17 protein-coding genes are annotated in these 17,115 nt (G+C 73.5%); 4 read left to right on the top strand and 13 right to left on the bottom strand.

The genetic code is table 11. The features are described from left to right. Window positions 1–2: 2 nt before the first annotated feature. The 13 genes from ACFVQZ_RS32440 to ACFVQZ_RS32380 all read right to left on the bottom strand — a co-directional run bounded on the left by ACFVQZ_RS32440 (window position 3) and on the right by ACFVQZ_RS32380 (window position 11,555). On the bottom strand, window positions 3–431 hold the full coding sequence (locus ACFVQZ_RS32440; RefSeq protein WP_030494198.1) for a YccF domain-containing protein: 429 nt from the start codon (window positions 429–431) through the stop codon (window positions 3–5). Continuing rightward, on the bottom strand, window positions 428–1,291 hold the full coding sequence (gene htpX / locus ACFVQZ_RS32435; protein ID WP_030494197.1) for a zinc metalloprotease HtpX: 864 nt from the start codon (window positions 1,289–1,291) through the stop codon (window positions 428–430). Before htpX ends, ACFVQZ_RS32440 begins: the two co-directional genes overlap by 4 nt. A 140-nt stretch (window positions 1,292–1,431) precedes the next feature. Then, the gene (gene mscL / locus ACFVQZ_RS32430) at window positions 1,432–1,887 is read right to left on the bottom strand and encodes a large conductance mechanosensitive channel protein MscL (protein WP_030494196.1); all 456 of its coding nucleotides are present in this window, start codon (window positions 1,885–1,887) and stop codon (window positions 1,432–1,434) included. Between the two features lie 35 nt (window positions 1,888–1,922). Next, window positions 1,923–3,449 carry an NADH-quinone oxidoreductase subunit N gene (locus ACFVQZ_RS32425; RefSeq protein WP_383628363.1) on the bottom strand — a complete coding sequence of 509 codons (1,527 nt, stop codon included), beginning with the start codon at window positions 3,447–3,449 and terminating at the stop codon, window positions 1,923–1,925. Then, complete coding sequence (locus ACFVQZ_RS32420; RefSeq protein WP_383628362.1) at window positions 3,446–5,023, bottom strand: NuoM family protein; 1,578 nt, start codon at window positions 5,021–5,023, stop codon at window positions 3,446–3,448. Before ACFVQZ_RS32420 ends, ACFVQZ_RS32425 begins: the two co-directional genes overlap by 4 nt. Before the next feature lie 3 nt (window positions 5,024–5,026). Further along, a complete protein-coding gene (locus ACFVQZ_RS32415) occupies window positions 5,027–7,006 on the bottom strand; it encodes an NADH-quinone oxidoreductase subunit L (RefSeq protein ID WP_383628360.1) in 1,980 nt (659 codons plus the stop codon). Continuing rightward, a complete protein-coding gene (gene nuoK / locus ACFVQZ_RS32410) occupies window positions 7,003–7,365 on the bottom strand; it encodes an NADH-quinone oxidoreductase subunit NuoK (protein ID WP_030494192.1) in 363 nt (120 codons plus the stop codon). Before nuoK ends, ACFVQZ_RS32415 begins: the two co-directional genes overlap by 4 nt. After that, a complete protein-coding gene (locus ACFVQZ_RS32405; protein WP_030494191.1) occupies window positions 7,365–7,919 on the bottom strand; it encodes an NADH-quinone oxidoreductase subunit J in 555 nt (184 codons plus the stop codon). The genes nuoK and ACFVQZ_RS32405 overlap by 1 nt, the downstream gene beginning before the upstream one ends. After that, entirely contained in the window at window positions 7,916–8,479 is a 564-nt protein-coding gene (locus ACFVQZ_RS32400) for a NuoI/complex I 23 kDa subunit family protein (protein ID WP_383628357.1), read from the bottom strand. The genes ACFVQZ_RS32405 and ACFVQZ_RS32400 overlap by 4 nt, the downstream gene beginning before the upstream one ends. Then, on the bottom strand, window positions 8,479–9,441 hold the full coding sequence (locus ACFVQZ_RS32395) for a complex I subunit 1 family protein (RefSeq protein ID WP_030494189.1): 963 nt from the start codon (window positions 9,439–9,441) through the stop codon (window positions 8,479–8,481). The genes ACFVQZ_RS32400 and ACFVQZ_RS32395 overlap by 1 nt, the downstream gene beginning before the upstream one ends. Further along, window positions 9,434–10,576 carry an NADH-quinone oxidoreductase subunit C gene (locus ACFVQZ_RS32390; protein WP_383628354.1) on the bottom strand — a complete coding sequence of 381 codons (1,143 nt, stop codon included), beginning with the start codon at window positions 10,574–10,576 and terminating at the stop codon, window positions 9,434–9,436. Before ACFVQZ_RS32390 ends, ACFVQZ_RS32395 begins: the two co-directional genes overlap by 8 nt. Next, entirely contained in the window at window positions 10,573–11,172 is a 600-nt protein-coding gene (locus ACFVQZ_RS32385) for an NADH-quinone oxidoreductase subunit B (RefSeq protein WP_383628352.1), read from the bottom strand. Before ACFVQZ_RS32385 ends, ACFVQZ_RS32390 begins: the two co-directional genes overlap by 4 nt. Next, complete coding sequence (locus tag ACFVQZ_RS32380) at window positions 11,163–11,555, bottom strand: NADH-quinone oxidoreductase subunit A (RefSeq protein WP_030498740.1); 393 nt, start codon at window positions 11,553–11,555, stop codon at window positions 11,163–11,165. The genes ACFVQZ_RS32385 and ACFVQZ_RS32380 overlap by 10 nt, the downstream gene beginning before the upstream one ends. A gap of 176 nt (window positions 11,556–11,731) precedes the next feature. Here ACFVQZ_RS32380 and ACFVQZ_RS32375 point away from each other — a divergent pair, with 176 nt between their 5' ends. The 4 genes from ACFVQZ_RS32375 to ACFVQZ_RS32360 form a co-directional block, all read left to right on the top strand. Then, the gene (locus ACFVQZ_RS32375) at window positions 11,732–12,934 is read left to right on the top strand and encodes a sensor histidine kinase (protein WP_081959736.1); all 1,203 of its coding nucleotides are present in this window, start codon (window positions 11,732–11,734) and stop codon (window positions 12,932–12,934) included. Window positions 12,935–13,111: 177 nt separating this feature from the next. Further along, entirely contained in the window at window positions 13,112–14,398 is a 1,287-nt protein-coding gene (locus tag ACFVQZ_RS32370) for a sensor histidine kinase (RefSeq protein ID WP_383628350.1), read from the top strand. Window positions 14,399–14,631: 233 nt separating this feature from the next. Beyond that, window positions 14,632–15,291 (top strand): response regulator transcription factor, encoded by a 660-nt coding sequence (locus ACFVQZ_RS32365; protein ID WP_321193579.1) that lies wholly within the window; start codon window positions 14,632–14,634, stop codon window positions 15,289–15,291. A 268-nt stretch (window positions 15,292–15,559) separates the two neighbouring features. Further along, window positions 15,560–17,115 (top strand): 2-oxoacid:acceptor oxidoreductase subunit alpha (locus tag ACFVQZ_RS32360; protein WP_383628348.1); only part of this gene is annotated, 1,556 nt, incomplete at its 3' end.

Below are 17,115 nucleotides of genomic sequence, written 5' to 3'. Positions count from 1 at the left end.
GGTCAGAAGCCCGGGCGTCCGTACGTCTGCTGGGGGTGGGACGGGCCGCCGTACGCCTGGTCGGTGGGGACGATGTCCTTGCCGAGGGGCAGCAGGGAGACGGGGATGAGCTTGAAGTTCGCGAGGCCGAGGGGGATGCCGATGATCGTGACGCACAGGGCGATGCCGGTGACGATGTGGCCGATGGCGAGCCACCAGCCGGCGAGGACCAGCCAGAGGACGTTGCCGACGCAGGAGGCGGCGCCGGCGCCGGGCTTGTCGACGACGGTGCGGCCGAAGGGCCAGAGGGCGTAGAGGCCGATCCGGAAGGCGGCGAGGCCGAAGGGGATGCCGATGATCGTGACGCACAGGAGGAGGCCGGCGAGGAGGTAGCCGAGGAACAGCCAGAAGCCGGAGAGGACGAGCCATATGACGTTGAGGACGGTCTTCACGGACGGCGACCTGCCATCTCTTCGAGGCGAGCGATCCGCTCGGCCATGGGCGGGTGGGTCGAGAACATCTTGGACAGCCCCTGCCCGGGGCGGAAGGGGTTCGCGATCATCATGTGGCTGGCGGTCTCGATCCGGGGCTCGGGCGGCAGCGGGAGCTGCTTGGTGCCGGTCTCCAGTTTCCGGAGGGCGCCGGCGAGGGCGAGCGGGTCGCCGGTGAGCTGGGCGCCGGAGGCGTCGGCCTCGTACTCGCGGGAGCGGGAGATGGCGAGCTGGATGATCGAGGCGGCGAGCGGACCGAGGATGATGATCATCAGGTAGCCGAGGAGGCCGGGTCCGTCGTCGTCGCTGGAGCGGCCGACGGGGATCAGCCAGGCGAAGTTGACCAGGAACATCACCACGGAGGCGAGCGCGCCGGCGACCGAGGAGATGAGGATGTCCCGGTTGTAGACGTGGCTGAGCTCGTGGCCGATGACGCCGCGGAGTTCGCGCTCGTCGAGGAGGGCGAGGATGCCCTCGGTGCAGCAGACGGCGGCGTTGCGCGGGTTGCGGCCGGTGGCGAAGGCGTTGGGCGCCTGGGTGGGCGAGATGTAGAGCCGGGGCATCGGCTGGCGGGCCTGGGTGGAGAGTTCCCGGACCATCCGGTAGAGGGCGGGTGCCTCGAATTCGCTGACGGGGCGGGCGCGCATGGCGCGCAGGGCCAGCTTGTCGCTGTTCCAGTACGCGTAGGCGTTGGTGCCGATCGCGACGACGAGTCCGACGATCAGGCCCGTACGGCCGAAGAAGCTGCCGATGACGATGATGAGGGCGGAGAGCCCTCCGAGGAGTACGGCGGTCCTCAGCCCGTTGTGCCGGCGGTGCACGGTACGCCCTCCAGGTGGTGCGGCAGGGGAACCCTTTGCTGGGGTCCACGTTCCAGTGGACCCTCCCGTACTGGTCAACGCCAGGCGGGAGGCTGCGGTTCCCCCGGCCGTACCGGAGGCGCGCTGGGCCGTCCGGGTGATCAGCGCGTGGCGGGGATCCTGTCCAGGACGGCCGCCGGGGAGGTGGGCTCGACCTCGCTGGTGCAGTGGGCGCAGCGGGTGGCGATGGCCGGGATCTCGGTGTAGCAGCGGGGGCAGTCGCGCTTCTCGGACTTGGGGTCGGCGGCCTCCTCCTTGGCGAACCGCTCCTGGACCTTGGCCATGGGGACGACGAAGAGGAAGTAGAGGACGAGCGCCGTGATGGCGAAGGCGATGGTGGCGGAGATGGCGAGGCCGTACGGGAAGACGGTCTTGCCGACGCTGAACCTCGCTTCGCTGAAGTCGCCGACGGAGCCGGTGGCGAGGCCGATGAGGGGGGTGATGAACGCCTTGCTGAAGCCGGTGACGACGGCCGTGAACGCCGAGCCGACGGCGAGGCCGATCGCCATCGAGACGACGTTCCCGCGGAGGATGAAGTCCTTGAATCCGTTCAGCACGGCGTGTTGCTCCCAGGGTGGTGCAGGGTGGGGGGTCAGAAGAGGCCGGCCGTCGCGAAGCGGAGCACGGACTGCGGGTAGCCCGACAGGACGGCTCCGGCCGCGGCGGTCAGCGCGATCGCCAGGGTGACGGGCGCCGGGGCCCGGTGCCGGGTGCCGTCGGCGGCGTGCTCCGGCGTGCGGAACAGCAGGGCCGTCCACCGCAGGTAGTACGCGAGGCCGATGACGACGTTGGCGCCCATGACCACGGCCAGCCAGCCGAGGCCGGCGTCGACGGCCGACGCGAAGACGGTCACCTTGGCGAAGAGGCCGATGATACCCGGGGGCAGTCCGGCCAGGTTCAGGAGGAAGAAGGCGAGCGTGAGGGCGGCGGCGGGGGCCGTCGCGTACAGCCCGGCGTGGTCGGCGATCCGCCTGCCGGGGTGCGTACGGGCGACGAGGGCGACGACGGCGAAGGCGCCGAGGTTCACGACGGCGTACATGAGGGCGTACGCGACGGTGGCGCCGACCTGGTCGTCGCTGGAGTACGCGGCGGAGGCGATCGGCACCAGGAGGTAGCCGGCCTGGGCGACGGAGGACCAGGCGAGCAGCCGGACGGCGCTGCCCTCGCGGGCGGGGTCCTGGCGGAGCGCGGCGACGTTTCCGGCGGTCATGGTGAGGGCGGCGAGGACGGCGAGGGCGGGGCCCCAGACGTCGGCGTACGCGGGGAAGGCGACGACCGTCACGAGGATGAGGCCGGTGAAGCCGACGGCCTTGCCGACCACCGACAGGTAGGCGGCGACGGGCAGCGGGGCGCCGCTGTAGGTGTCGGGGACCCAGAAGTGGAAGGGGACGGCGGCGAGCTTGAAGGCGAAGCCGACGAGGGTGAGGGCGACGCCGGTCTCGGCGAGGGTCTGGAGGCCGCCGGGGACCTCGTCGAGGCGGGCGGCGATCTCGGTGAGGTGGAGGGTGCCGGTGGCGGCGTAGACGAAGCTGACGCCGAGGAGGGTGACGGCGGTGGCGGTCACCGAGGAGAGGAAGAACTTGAGGGCGGCCTCGCCGGAGCGCCGGTCGCCGCGCTTCAGGCCGACGAGCGCGAACGCGGGCAGCGAGGCGACCTCCAGGGCGACCACGAGGGTGGCGAGGTCGCGGGCGGCGGGCAGCAGGGCGGCGCCGGCGGCGGAGGACAGCAGCAGGAACCAGTACTCGCCGGCGGGGAGCTTGGCGCGGGTGGCGGGCAGCGAGAGCAGCGCGGTGAGGAGCGCGCCGCCGAGCACCAGGAGCTGGACGACCAGGGTGAAGGTGTCGGCGGTGTAGCTGCAGCCGGCGGTCTGGGCGTGGCTGTCGGTCTGGGCGCCGGCGGTGAGGCAGAAGGTCGCCCGGTCGCCGGAGCGCAGCGGCAGCAGGAGGGCGAGGGCGGCGGCGAGGCCGGCGATCGAGATCCAGCCGAGGAGCTGCTTGCGCTCCTGGGGGACGAAGAGGTCGGCGACGAGGACGCCGAGCGCGACGAGGGCGGTGAGCGTCGGGGGCGCGATCGTCAGCCAGTCGACGGACTGGACGAGCGTGCTGCTGGCTGAGGTCACGGGGTGCCTCCGGCGAGGAGCTGCTGGACGGCCGGGTCGGTGAGGCCGAGGAGGACCGCGGGCCAGAGTCCGGCGAGGACGGTGAGGGCGACGAGCGGGGTCCAGGCGGCCAGCTCGTACGGCTGGACGTCGGCGAGCTCGGGTTCGCCGGCGGGGCGGGGGCCGCCCATGCAGACGCGGCGGACCACGATCAGCAGGTAGGCGGCGGTGAGCAGGGTGCCGAGGCCGCCGAGCGCCATGAAGACGAGGTACGCGGGGCGGCTCAGCCCTTCGGCGGGGTCGAAGGCGGCGAAGAGGGCGAGCATCTCGCCCCAGAAGCCGGCCAGGCCGGGGAGGCCGAGGGAGGCGACGGCGGCGAAGGCGAGGAGGGCGCCGAGGCGGGGGGCGCGGCCGTAGAGGGCGGCGCCGGTGGCGCCGGCGAGGGTGTCGAGGTCGGCGGTGCCGTACCGGTCCTTCACGGCGCCGACGAGGAAGAACAGCAGGCCGGTGATGAGGCCGTGGGCGATGTTGGCGAAGAGGGCGGCGTTGACGCCGGTGGGCGTCAGGGTGGCGATGCCGAGGAGGACGAAGCCCATGTGGCCGACGGACGAGTACGCGATGAGCCGCTTGAGGTCGCCCTTGGCGCCGGGCCGCGCGAGGGCGAGGCAGGCGAGGGAGCCGTAGACGATGCCGGCGGCGGCGAAGGCGGCCAGGTAGGGGGCGAGGGTGTGCATGCCGTCGGGGGCGATGGGCAGGGCGATGCGGACGAAGCCGTACGTGCCCATCTTGAGGAGCACGCCGGCGAGGAGCACCGAGCCGACGGTGGGGGCGGCGGTGTGGGCGTCCGGCAGCCAGGAGTGCAGCGGCCACATCGGGGTCTTCACGGCGAGCCCGAGGCCGATCGCGAGGACGGCGGTGACCTGCACCGAGGTGGTGAGTCCGCGGCCGTTGTCGGTGGCGAGCGCCACCATGTCGAAGGTGCCCGCCTTGATCCCGATCAGGAGCAGGCCGAGCAGCATGATCACGGAGCCGAGCAGTGTGTAGAGGATGAACTTCCCGGCGGCGGCCCGCCGGCCGTCGCCGCCCCAGCGGGCGATGAGGAAGTACATCGGGACGAGGACCGTCTCGAAGGCGAGGAAGAAGAGCACCAGGTCGAGGACGGCGAAGGTGGCGAGGGTGCCGGCCTCCAGCAGGAGCAGCAGGGCGACGAACGCCTTCGGGGACGGGCCCGCGGGCGGCTTGAAGTAGGAGTACAGCGCGCAGAGGAAGGTCAGCAGCGCCGTCAGCAGCAGGAGGGGGAGCGAGATGCCGTCGACGCCGAGGTGGATCCGCACGTCGAGCGCCCGGATCCAGCTGATGTCCGTGGTGGCCTGCATCCGCGACGGGTCGTCGTGGTCGAAGCCGAGGGCGAGGACGATCGCGGCCAGCAGGATCACGCCGGTGACGGTGACGCCGTGGCGGAGCACCGCCTGCTCGGGCGACTTCCCCTTCAGTCCGGGCGGGGCGGGCAGCAGGGCGGCGGCGGCGCCGAGGAGCGGCGCGGCGACGAGGAACGCGAGGAGGTACTGCATCACGGATTCGCTGATATCGATCACGGCTCACGCTCCGGCGAAGGCGTTGGCGAGGGCGACGGCGGCGATCGCCAGGACGACGGAGCCGGCGAGCAGGGCGCTGAGGTAGGTCTGCGCGTTGCCGGTCTGGGCGCGGCGGACGAGCCGGCCGAGGCCCTGGGCGGTGCCGGCGGCGCCGCGCACGTACGTGTCGACGACCTCGCGGTCCAGGAAGCGGACCAGGGAGGCGGCGCCGAGCACCGGGCGGACGAAGACCTTGGTGTAGAGGGCGTCCAGGTGGAAGCCGGCGGCGGCCGGGCCGTACAGCGGGCCGAGGAGGACGCGGCCGGGGTCGGCCGGGTCCTCGGCGGGGTGCGGCAGGTGCAGCGCCTCGGCCTCGACCAGGCCGGCGTCGGCGTCCGGGTGGGCGACGTGCGGGGCCGCCGGCACGGGTACGGCCCTGGCGGACACGGTCCGCCAGACGGCGTAGGTGACGGCGCCGCCGGCGACGGCGAGGCCGGTGCCGAGGACGGCGGTGGTGAGGGTCGGCAGCAGGCTCTCGCCGTCGAACCAGTCGTCGAGGACGAGCGCGCTCAGACCGAAGCCGAGGGAGGGGATCGCGAGGATCCACAGGACGCTCGTCATGGCGATCGGCTGGCGGCCGTGGTCCGGGGCCTCGGCGCCCCTCCCCCGGAAGGCGCGGAGCCAGAGGCGGAGCGCGTACGCGGCGGTGAGGAGGGCGGTCAGCAGGCCGGCGGCGAGGACGGTCCAGCCGGCCCCGGACGGGATGCCGGGGCGGTCGCCGAGCGCGGTGTGCTCGGCGGCGACCAGGACGGCCTCCTTGGAGAAGAAGCCGGCGAACGGCGGGATCGCGGCGAGCGCGAGGAGGGCGACGGTCATCGTCCAGTACGCGTCGGGGATCCGCTTCGCCAGGCCGCCCATCCGGGACATGGCGGTGAGCGAGTTGGTGCCGGCGGCGTGGATGACCGCGCCGGCGGCGAGGAACAGCAGCGCCTTGAAGGCGGCGTGCGACAGGAGGTGGAAGACGGCGGCGCCCCGGTCGCCGACGGCGAGCGCGCCGGCCATGTAGCCGAGCTGGCCGATCGTCGAGTAGGCGAGGACCCGCTTGATGTCGTCCTGGGCGAGCGCGGCGAGCGCCGAGCCGACCATGGTGACGGCGGCCGTCACGGCGAGGACGGTCAGCGCGGCGGCGGAGGCGGCGAAGACCGGCAGCAGCCGGGCGACGAAGTAGACGCCGGCGGCGACCATGGTGGCGGCGTGGATGAGCGCGGAGACCGGGGTCGGGCCGGCCATGGCGTCCGGGAGCCAGGTGTGCAGCGGGAACTGCGCGGACTTGCCCGCGACGCCGGCGAGGAGCAGCAGCGCCACCACGGTCGGGTGGTCGAGGCCGCCGCTCGCGACGGTCGACAGGATGCCGTCGATGCGGAAGGTGCCGGCGTCGGCGGCGAGCGCGAAGAGCCCGAAGAGGAAGGGGACGTCGCCGAGCTTGGTGACGAGGAACGCCTTCAGGGACGCGGAGCGCGCCTCGGGGGTCTCCCAGTAGTGCCCGACGAGGAAGTACGAGCAGATGCCCATGATCTCCCAGCCGACCAGCAGCACCATGAGGTCGCCGGAGTAGACGACGAGGAGCATCGCGGCGGTGAAGAGGGAGACGAGGGCCGCGTACGAGGGGTAGCGCGGGTCGTCGCGGAGGTAGCCGGTCGAGTAGATCTGCACGCAGGTCGCGACGACGCCGACGAGGACCGCGACGAGGGCGGCGAAGCCGTCGATGTGGACGCCGAGCGTGATCGGGACGGAGCCGGTCGGCGTGAGCTCGGTGGCCGCCTCGATGACGGTGTTCCCGCCCTGGCGGACCGCGACGAGGACGGCGAGGACGGCGGCGGCGAGCGTCGGGAGGACGGCGAGCGGGCGGACGAAGCCGGGTGCGGCGCGGCCGACGGCGAGTCCGGCGGCGGCGCCGAGGAAGGGCAGGACGGGGACGAGGACGGCGAGGGTCGTGGTGGTCACGCGGCGGCCTCGGCCTTCTCGTCGGTCGCGTCGGTCGCGTCGGCGCCGTGCCGGGTCTCCGCCGTGTCGCGGAGGCGGTCGACGTCCGAGGTGCGGCTGTTGCGGTACACCATGAGGACGATCGCGAGGCCGATGCCGATCTCGGCGGCGGCGATGGCGATGGTGAAGAGGGTGAGGGCCTGGCCGGCGTGGAGGGCGTCGCGGAGCCAGACGTCGAAGGCGACCAGGTTGAGGTTGACGGCGTTGAGCATCAGCTCGACCGACATCAGGACCAGGATCGCGTTGCGGCGGGCGAGGACGCCGTACAGGCCGACGCAGAAGAGGAGCGCGGCGAGGACGGCGGGGTAGGCGAGGTGCATCAGTCCCGCTCCCCTTCCGGCTTCTTGCGGGACAGGACGATGGCGCCGACCAGGGCGGCGAGCAACAGCACCGAGAGCGCCTCGAAGGGCAGCACCCAGTGCCGGAACAGGATCTCGCCGGTCACTCCCGTGGAGCCCTGCGCGGGTCCGTCCAGCTCGATCCAGGTGGTGCGGAAGGCGTCCACGACCACCCAGACGAGTGCCGCCGCGGCGGCGCCGGCGACGGCCAGGGCGACCGGACGGTTGCCGGAGTCGGCGTCCGGGGAGCGGCCGATGGGCGCCTTGGTGAGCATGAGCCCGAAGAGCAGCAGGACGACGACGGAGCCGACGTAGATCAGCACCTGGACCCAGGCGATGAACTCGGCGGTCAGCAGCAGGTACTCGACGGCGAGGCCGCCGAGCGCGACGACGAGCCAGAGCGCGGCGTGCACGAGCTGCTTCGTGGTGACGGAGACGATCGCGGCGCCGAGGGTGACGAGGCCGACGAGGACGAAGGCGATCTCGACGCCGGTGGGCGACAGGAAGCCGGGGGCGGTCTGGGCGGCGAGGTTCACGCGTCGCCCTCCTGCTGCCGGCGGGCCTCGGCCGCGGCCTGGGCGGCGGCCTTCTCGGCGGCCTTCCGGGCGGCGGCGATCTCCTTGGGCTCCTCGGCCGCCGGGTCGAGCGCGGGCGGCTCGGGGACGGTCCACATCCACGCGCGGAGCTTGTCGCGCTCGTGGGTGAGCTCCAGGATGTCGGTCTCGGCGTACTCGAACTCCGGCGACCAGAAGAGGGCGTCGAAGGGGCACACCTCGATGCAGATCCCGCAGTACATGCAGAGGGAGAAGTCGATGGCGAAGCGGTCGAGGACGTTCCGGCTGCGCTCGCGCCCGCCGGGGACGGCGGCCGGCACCGTCTCCTTGTGGGAGTCGATGTAGATGCACCAGTCGGGGCACTCGCGGGCGCACAGCATGCAGACCGTGCAGTTCTCCTCGAACAGCCCGATCACGCCGCGCGACCGGGGCGGCAGCTCGGGCTGCGCGTCCGGGTACTGCGCGGTGACGCTCCTGCGCGTCATGGTGCGGAGGGTGACGGCGAGGCCCTTGGCGAGGCCGGAGCCGGGGATCGGGGGCATTACTGGATCGCCACCTTCACGATGCCGGTGAGCGCGATCTGCGCCAGGGCGAGCGGGACGAGGGTCGTCCAGGCCAGCTTCTGGAGCTGGTCCTCGCGGAGCCGGGGGTAGCTCACCCGCAGCCAGATGACGACGAAGGCCAGGACGGCGGTCTTCAGCAGTGTCCACAGCCAGCCGAGGCCGTCCGCGCCGCCGGGGCCGTGCCAGCCACCGAGGAAGAGGACGGTGGTGAGGCCGCAGAGGACGACGATGCCGGCGTACTCGGCGAGCAGGAACAGCGCGAAGCGGAGGCCGGTGTACTCGGTGTACGCGCCGAAGATGATCTCCGAGTCGGCGACCGGCATGTCGAACGGCGGGCGCTGCAGTTCGGCGAGGCCCGCGACGAAGAAGACCAGCGCGCCGACGATCTGCCACGGCACCCACCACCACTCGAAGGCGTCGAGGACGCCGGTGAGGGAGACGGTGCCGGCGGCCATCGCGACGGACGCGGCGGCGAGCAGCATCGGCAGCTCGTACGCGAGCAGCTGGGCGGCCGTCCGCAGGCCGCCGAGCAGCGAGAACTTGTTGGCGGACGCCCAGCCGGCCATCAGGCTGCCGAGCACGCCGACGCCCATGACGGCGAGCACGAAGAAGACGCCGGCGTCGACGACCGCACCCACGGAGCCCGGTGCGACCGGGATCGCAACGAGGACGAGGAGGTACGGGAGGAGGGCGACGGCCGGCGCGAGCTGGAAGACCCGGCGGTCGGCGTCCTTCGGGACGACGTCCTCCTTCTGCGCGAACTTCACGCCGTCCGCGACGAGCTGCGCCCAGCCGTGGAAGCCGCCCGCGTACATGGGTCCGAGCCGGCCCTGCATGTGGGCCATCACCTTGTGCTCGGTCTGGCCGACGACGAGCGGCAGCACGAGGAACGCGGCGAAGACGAGCAGCAGCCGGACGGCGACGTCGAGTGCGTCAGTCACGCGGATCGCCTCCGGCGGGGTCGGGGTCGGGGTCGGTCTGGGGGGCGGGGTCGGTCTTGGGCTCGGGCGCGGGGGCGGGGTCGGGTCGCGGCTCGGGCTTCGTCTCTGGCGGGTCGTCGAAGGCTGGGCGGGCGTGGTGCCAGGGGGCGTCCGCGCTGCGGGTGCGCGGCGCCGGGCGGGGGGCCGCCGGGGTCTCCGGGGTCCCGGAGGTCGCCGGGGTCGTCTGGCTCGCCGAGCCCTCCGACGCCGAGCGCGTCCGGCGGGGGCGGGCCGCCGGGGCTTCGCCGGGTGCCGGGGTCGGCGGGGTCCCGGGGGTCTCCGGGGGTGTCTGGCTCGCGGAGCCGTCCGCGGCGGAGCGGGTGCGGCGGGGCGGGCGGGCGGGCGCCTCGGGGGCGTCCGGGGCCGCGGGCGCCGCCGGGGCGGTCTGGCTCGCGGAGCCCGCCGACGCCGTGCGGGTGCGGCGGACCGGGGCGTCCTGGGTGGCCGAGCCCTCCGCGGTGGTGCGGGCGCGGCGGGGGCGGTCGGCGGCGCCGCGGGCGGGGCGGTCCGGGGCCGGGGGGAGCTGGCCCTTGAGGGGGCCCCACTCGTTGGGGTCGGGGACGCCCGGCGGCAGCATCTGGCGCCGCTTGGGGCCGCCGTCGTGCGACTCGCCCGGCTCCTTGGCGCCCGGCCACGCCTTGGCGACGCGGGCGGCGAGGACGAAGTCCTTGCGGAGCGGGTGGCCCTCGAAGTTCTCGGGGAGCAGCAGCGGCGTGAGGTTCGGGTGGCCCTCGAAGACGACGCCGAACATCTCGTGCGTCTCGCGCTCGTGCCAGGCCGCGCCCGCGAACACGCCGGTCGCCGTGGGCAGCGCGGGCGCGTCGTGCGGCACGGTGGTGCGCAGCAGCAGCCGGCGCGGGACGCCGTCACCGACGGCGGCGACGTGGGCGCAGACCCGGAAGCCGGTGCCGGGCTCGTCGACCGCGCTGAGCCAGTCGAAGTAGGTGCAGCCCAGCTCGTCGCGGGCGGTCCGCAGCGCGTCGAGCCATTCCGTGACGGGGACGTCGACGGTCAGCAGGTCGTACGCCCGCTCGGCCGCCGCCTCGTCGCCGAACAGGTCCGTCACCGCTTCGGGGAGGGAGTCGTAGCGGTTCATCGGTCGTCGCCTCCCGGCGGCGGGGTGACCAGCGGGCTGGTGAGCTGGGCGACCGAGGCCGGTGCCGTCGTGCCGTACCGCTCGCCCAGGTTCTCGCGGGCGATCTTCTCCTGGAGCTTGAGGATGCCCTGGAGGAGCGCCTCGGGGCGGGGCGGGCAGCCGGGGACGTACACGTCGACGGGGATGATCTGGTCGACGCCCTTGGTGACGCTGTACGAGTCCCAGTAGGGCCCGCCGCAGTTGGAGCAGGCGCCGAAGGAGATGACGTACTTCGGTTCGGGCATCTGCTCGTACAGGCGCTTGACGGCCGGGGCCATCTTGTCGGTGACGGTGCCGGAGACGATCATCAGGTCGGCCTGGCGGGGGCCGGGCGCGAAGGGGATCACGCCGAGGCGGATGAAATCGTGGCGGGCCATGGACGCGGCGATGAACTCGATCGCGCAGCAGGCGAGGCCGAAGTTGAAGACCCACAGGCTGTAGCGGCGGCCCCAGTTCAGGACCACCTTCATGGGCTCGGGGGCGAGGCGGGAGAGCGTGCCCAGCTTCGGGGCGGGCAGGGGCACGGCGCTCCCCTCGGATGCGGGTGTTACGTCCATGCCAGGACGCCCTTCTTGTACGCGTACAGCAGGCCGACGGCCAGGAAGCCGAGGAAGACGAACATCTCGACGAGGGTGGTGGCGCCGTAGCCGGGCGCGGCGAAGACCGTCGCCCAGGGGAAGAGGAAGATCGAGTCGACCGCGAAGATCACGTAGAGGAAGGCGTAGACGTAGTAGCGGACCTGGGTGTGGGCCCAGCCCTCCCCCACGGGGTCGACGCCGCACTCGTAGGTGAGCAGTTTCTCGGGGGTCGGCACGACGGGCCGAAGCAGCCGGCCGGCGCCGAAGGCGACCGCCACGAAGAGCACGCCGACGACGGCGAGCAGGCCGACGACGGAGTACGTATCGAAATAGTCCGCCGCGATCACGGTCGGTTCCCGCACGTCCGCCGCCCCTCAGTCCCTCGCCGCCGTTTTCACGCACGCGAGTCTAGGCCCTGCTAAAAGGAGCGTAAGCAGCCACGGGTGGGGTGGTCCGGGCCGCGGGTGGGGTTATCCCCCGGGGCCGACACCCACCTCCCCCATGGCCGGGAGGGACCGGGGGGCGGCAGGCTGGGGGCATGACCGCTGATCACCCGAGCTCCCCCGTCCCCGCCGCCGCGGCCGTGGACCCCGCCGTCGCGGCCGTGGACCCGCCCGCGCGGCGGCGGACCGCGTACGGGAAGGAGACCTGGAAGGAGATCTCCTTCCTGCTGCTGAACCTGCCCGCCGCCCTCGTGGGCTTCGTCTACGCCGTCACGTCCGTGGCGGTCGGGGTCGCCCTGTCGGTGACCGTGGTCGGGCTGCCGCTGCTGGCGGCGGGCCTGGCGGGCGCGCGCGGGATCGGGCGGTCGGAGCGGGCGCGGGCGCGCGGGCTGCTGGACGTGGAGGTGGCCGAGCCGTCGCGGCTGCCGCGGGGCGGCGGGGCGCTGCCGTGGCTGTGGACGCGGCTGAAGGACCCGGTGGCGTGGCGGACGCAGCTGTACGGGCTGATCCGGCTGCCCTGGGGGGTGCTGACCTTCTCGGTGACGCTGGTGTCGCTGGTGGCGCTGTGGCCGGTGCTGCCGTTCATCGCGCGGGGCCTGGCGGCGGCGGACCGGGGCATGGTGCGGGGGCTGCTGTCGCCGTCGGACGAGCTGGAGCGGCGGATCGCCGAGCTGGAGTCGGACCGGGGCGTGGTGGTGGACACGGCGGCGGCGGACCTGCGGCGGATCGAGCGGGACCTGCACGACGGTGCGCAGGCACGCCTGGTGGCGCTGGCGATGGGTCTCGGCCTGGCGAAGGAGAAGCTGCACGAGGATCCGGACGCGGCGGCGGCGATGGTCGCGGAGGCGCACGGCGAGGTGAAGCTGGCCCTCCAGGAGCTGCGGGACCTGGCGCGGGGCATCCATCCGGCGGTGCTGACCGACCGGGGCCTGGGGGCGGCGCTGGCGTCGCTGGCCGGGCGGTGCACGGTGCCGGCGGCGGTGAGCGTCGACCTGGACGAGCGGCCGGCGGAGGCGATCGAGGGGATCGCGTACTTCACGGTCTCCGAGCTGCTGCAGAACGTGTCCAAGCACGCCCGGGCCCGGTCGGCGTCGGTGGAGGTGTGGCGGGCGGAGGACCGGCTGCTGCTCCAGGTGCGGGACGACGGCGTGGGCGGCGCCCGGCTGGGCGGCGGCACGGGGCTGGCCGGTCTGGCGGAGCGGCTGGGCGCCGTGGACGGCCTGCTGGTCGTGGAGTCGCCGGAGGGCGGCCCGACGACGGTGACGGCCGAGCTGCCGTGGCGGGACCGGCGGGGCTGAGCGTCCGCCCGCCGGCCCGGGGTGGGGATATCCCCCCTCGGGAGACGCCGACCCGCCTCATGGTGCGGCGGGGGTGCCGGACGGAACCCTGGAGTCGTGTCCGGGACCCGGTTCCCGGTTCCCGGTTCCTGGTTCCCGGTTTCTCTTTCTCTCTCCTCCTCGGTGAAGGACGTCCTGATGGCCGCGCAGCTCGTTCCCTCCGCCCTCCGGGCCCCGTTCCAGGGGCGTACCTGGCGGGCCTTCCTGTTCACGCTGGTGGGGCTGCCGCTGAGCGTGGTGGCGTTCTCGCTGGCGGTGTCGCTGACGGCGGCGGGCGCCGGGCTGCTGATCACCTTCCTCGGGGTGCCGGTGCTGGCGGCGGCGCTGGCGGTGAGCCGGGGGTTCGGGGCGGTGGAGCGGGCCCGGGTGCGGGGGCTGCTCGGGGTGGACGTGCCGGCGTCGGAGCCGGTGCGCGGGCGGACGGGCGGGCCGTTCTCGTGGATGGCGGCGATGCTGCGGAGCGGGGCCTCGTGGCGGCACCTGCTGTACGCGCTGGTGCACTTCCCGTGGGCGGTGTTCTCGTTCGTCGTGTCAGTGACGGTCTTCTCGGTCGGCTGGGGCCTGTTCACGTATCCGCTGTGGCGGTGGGTGTTCCCGGCGTACCTGAGCCAGGACGGGATCCAGATCTACGGGGACGAGCAGCGGGCCCTGTACGTCGACTCGCCGTTCGAGGTGGGCGTGACCTGCGCGGTCGGGCTGCTGGTGGTGCTGGCGTGGCCGCCGGTGGTGCGGGGTCTCGCGGCGGTGGACCGGGTCCTGGTGGCGGGGCTGCTGGGGCCGGGGCGGCTGGCGGAGCGGGTGACGGAGCTGGAGTCGGACCGGGGCGCGGCCGTGGACACGGCGGCGGCGGACCTGCGGCGGATCGAGCGGGAGCTGCACGACGGGCCGCAGGCGCGGCTGGCGTCGCTGGCGCTGGACCTGGGGCTGGCGAAGGAGACGCTGTCGCGGGACCCGGGCGCGGCGGCGGTGCTGGTGGACGAGGCGCACGGCGAGGTGAAGCTGGCGCTGAAGGAGCTGCGGGACCTGGCGCGGGGCATCCATCCGGCGGTGCTGACCGACCGGGGTCTGGACGCGGCGCTGTCGGCGGTGGCGGCGCGCTGCCCGGTGCCGGTGGCGGTGACGGTGGAGCTGCCCGGGCGGCCGGTGCCGGCGATCGAGGGCCTGGCCTACTTCACGGTCGTGGAGCTGCTGCGGAACGTGGAGCGGCACGCGGCGGCGCGGCGCGCGTCGGTGGACGTGTGGCGGTCGGAGGACCGGCTGATGCTGCAGGTCCGGGACGACGGCAGGGGCGGCGCGGACCCGGCGCGCGGCGCGGGGCTGGCGGGGCTGGCGGAGCGGCTGCGGTCGGTGGACGGCGTGCTGGCGGTGGACTCGCCGGCGGGCGGTCCGACGACGGTGACGGCGGAGCTGCCCTGGCGGGGGTGAGCGTCGGGGCACCCCGTCGGGCCGCCCCGGCGGGGTGCCGTGCGGCGGGGCGCCGCGGGCCGGGGGCCGTTCGGTCCCGGCATGTTTCCGGCAATGTGGGGGCTGCCTTTCGGGCGGCCCCCCTTCGCACGCCCATTCCTGCGATGCTGATCACGCGACACCGACCGGGTCGCGAGGAGCCGAGCAGGGACATGGGGGCAGCGGGCGTGGGTGTGGCTGAGGTGGCGGACCGGGTGCGTGTGGTGATCGCCGAGGACTCGGTGCTGTTGCGCGAGGGACTGACCCGCCTGCTGACGGACCGGGGCCACGAGGTCGTCGCGGGGGTCGGGGACGGCGACGCGCTGGTGAAGACGGTGGCGGAGCTGGCGGAGGCGGGCGCGCTGCCGGACGTGGTGGTGGCGGACGTGCGGATGCCGCCGACCCACACGGACGAGGGGGTACGGGCGGCGGTGCGGCTGCGCGCCGAGTATCCGCGGCTCGGGGTGCTGGTGCTGTCGCAGTACGTCGAGGAGCAGTACGCCACCGAACTGCTGGCCGGTTCGACGCGCGGGGTGGGCTATCTGCTGAAGGACCGGGTCGCGGAGGTCCGGGAGTTCACGGAGGCCGTGGTGCGGGTGGCGCAGGGGGGTACGGCCCTGGACCCGGAGGTCGTGCAGCAGCTGCTCGGGCGGAGCCGGCAGCAGGACGTGCTGGCGCACCTGACGCCGCGCGAGCGGGAGGTCCTGGGTCTGATGGCGGAGGGCCGGACGAACTCGGCGATCGCCCGGCAGCTGGTGGTGAGCGACGGGGCGGTCGAGAAGCACATCGGGAACATCTTCCTGAAGCTGGGCCTGTCGCCGAGCGAGGGCGACCACCGCCGGGTGCTCGCGGTGCTGACGTACCTCAGGTCGTGAGCGCGCCGGGGCGGCTCCGGTGAGCCGCGCAACCTTGATCTTCTGACACCCTGTCAGATGTGGACCCTCCGGGAGCCGGGGGTCCTAGGACGGAAGAACGAGTCGGAATGGCGCGTTCCGGAGCAATCCGGGTAGGCGCAGAACGGGACAACGCAGGACGTAAGGGCATCTCAGACCGAGGCCCACCATGTGAGAATCCCCGGGACCGCACACCCCGCAGTCGTAGGGTGGGCGAAGAGTCCCGCTTGCCGCTAGGGAGGTCCAGTAAGTGACCAGCCAGGTCAGTAGCGAGGCCGGCGAGGCCCTGCTCGGGGAGCAGCGCAGCGCCCCGGCGGAGGCCCGCCACGGCACGGAGAAGGAAGTCCGCCGTCTCGATCGGGTGATCATCCGGTTCGCGGGTGACTCGGGTGACGGGATGCAGCTGACGGGTGACCGGTTCACCTCGGAGACGGCGTCGTTCGGGAACGACCTGTCGACGCTGCCGAACTTCCCGGCGGAGATCCGTGCGCCTGCCGGGACGCTGCCGGGCGTGTCGTCGTTCCAGCTGCATTTCGCCGACCACGACATCCTGACCCCCGGCGACGCGCCGAACGTGCTGGTCGCGATGAACCCGGCGGCTCTGAAGGCGAACATCGGGGACGTGCCGCGGGGCGGCGAGATCATCGTGAACACCGACGAGTTCGCCAAGCGGGCGATGGCGAAGGTCGGCTACGCGACCTCGCCGCTGGAGGACGGGTCGCTGGACGGCTACCGCGTCCACCCGGTGCCGCTGACGACGCTGACGATCGAGGCGCTGAAGGAGTTCGGCCTGTCGCGCAAGGAGGCCGAGCGCTCGAAGAACATGTTCGCGCTCGGGCTGCTGTCGTGGATGTATCACCGGCCGACGGAGGGCACGGAGAGTTTCCTGCGGCAGAAGTTCGCGAAGAAGCCGCAGATCGCCGAGGCGAACGTGGCCGCGTTCCGGGCGGGCTGGAACTTCGGCGAGACCACCGAGGACTTCGCCGTCTCCTACGAGGTCGCCCCCGCCACCCGCGCCTTCCCGACCGGCACGTACCGCAACATCTCCGGGAACCTGGCCCTGTCGTACGGGCTGATCGCCGCCGCGCGCCAGGCCGAGCTGCCGCTGTACCTGGGCTCGTACCCGATCACCCCGGCCTCCGACATCCTCCACGAGCTGTCGAAGCACAAGAACTTCGGCGTGCGCACGTTCCAGGCCGAGGACGAGATCGCCGGCATCGGCGCCGCGCTCGGCGCCGCCTTCGGGGGCTCGCTGGCCGTCACCACCACCTCCGGCCCCGGTGTGGCGCTGAAGTCCGAGACGATCGGGCTGGCGGTCTCGCTGGAGCTGCCGCTGCTGATCGTCGACATCCAGCGCGGCGGCCCTTCCACCGGCCTGCCGACCAAGACCGAGCAGGCCGACCTGCTGCAGGCCATGTACGGCCGCAACGGCGAGGCGCCGGTGCCGGTCGTGGCGCCGAGGACGCCGGCCGACTGCTTCGACGCGGCCCTGGAAGCGGCGCGGATCGCGCTGACGTACCGCACGCCGGTCTTCCTGCTCTCCGACGGCTACCTCGCCAACGGCTCCGAGCCCTGGCGGATCCCCGAGGTGAACGGCCTGCCGGACCTGCGCACCCCCTTCGCCACCGGCCCGAACCACACGCAGGCCGACGGCACGGAGGTGTTCTGGCCGTACAAGCGCGACCCGCAGACGCTGGCCCGCCCGTGGGCCGTGCCGGGCACGCCGGGGCTGGAGCACCGGATCGGCGGCATCGAGAAGCAGGACGGCACCGGCAACATCTCCTACGACCCGGCCAACCACGACTT

This window comes from Streptomyces sp. NPDC057854 (assembly GCF_042797055.1).
Classification (GTDB): domain Bacteria; phylum Actinomycetota; class Actinomycetes; order Streptomycetales; family Streptomycetaceae; genus Streptomyces.
This window is presented reverse-complemented; position numbering and strand designations above follow the sequence as displayed.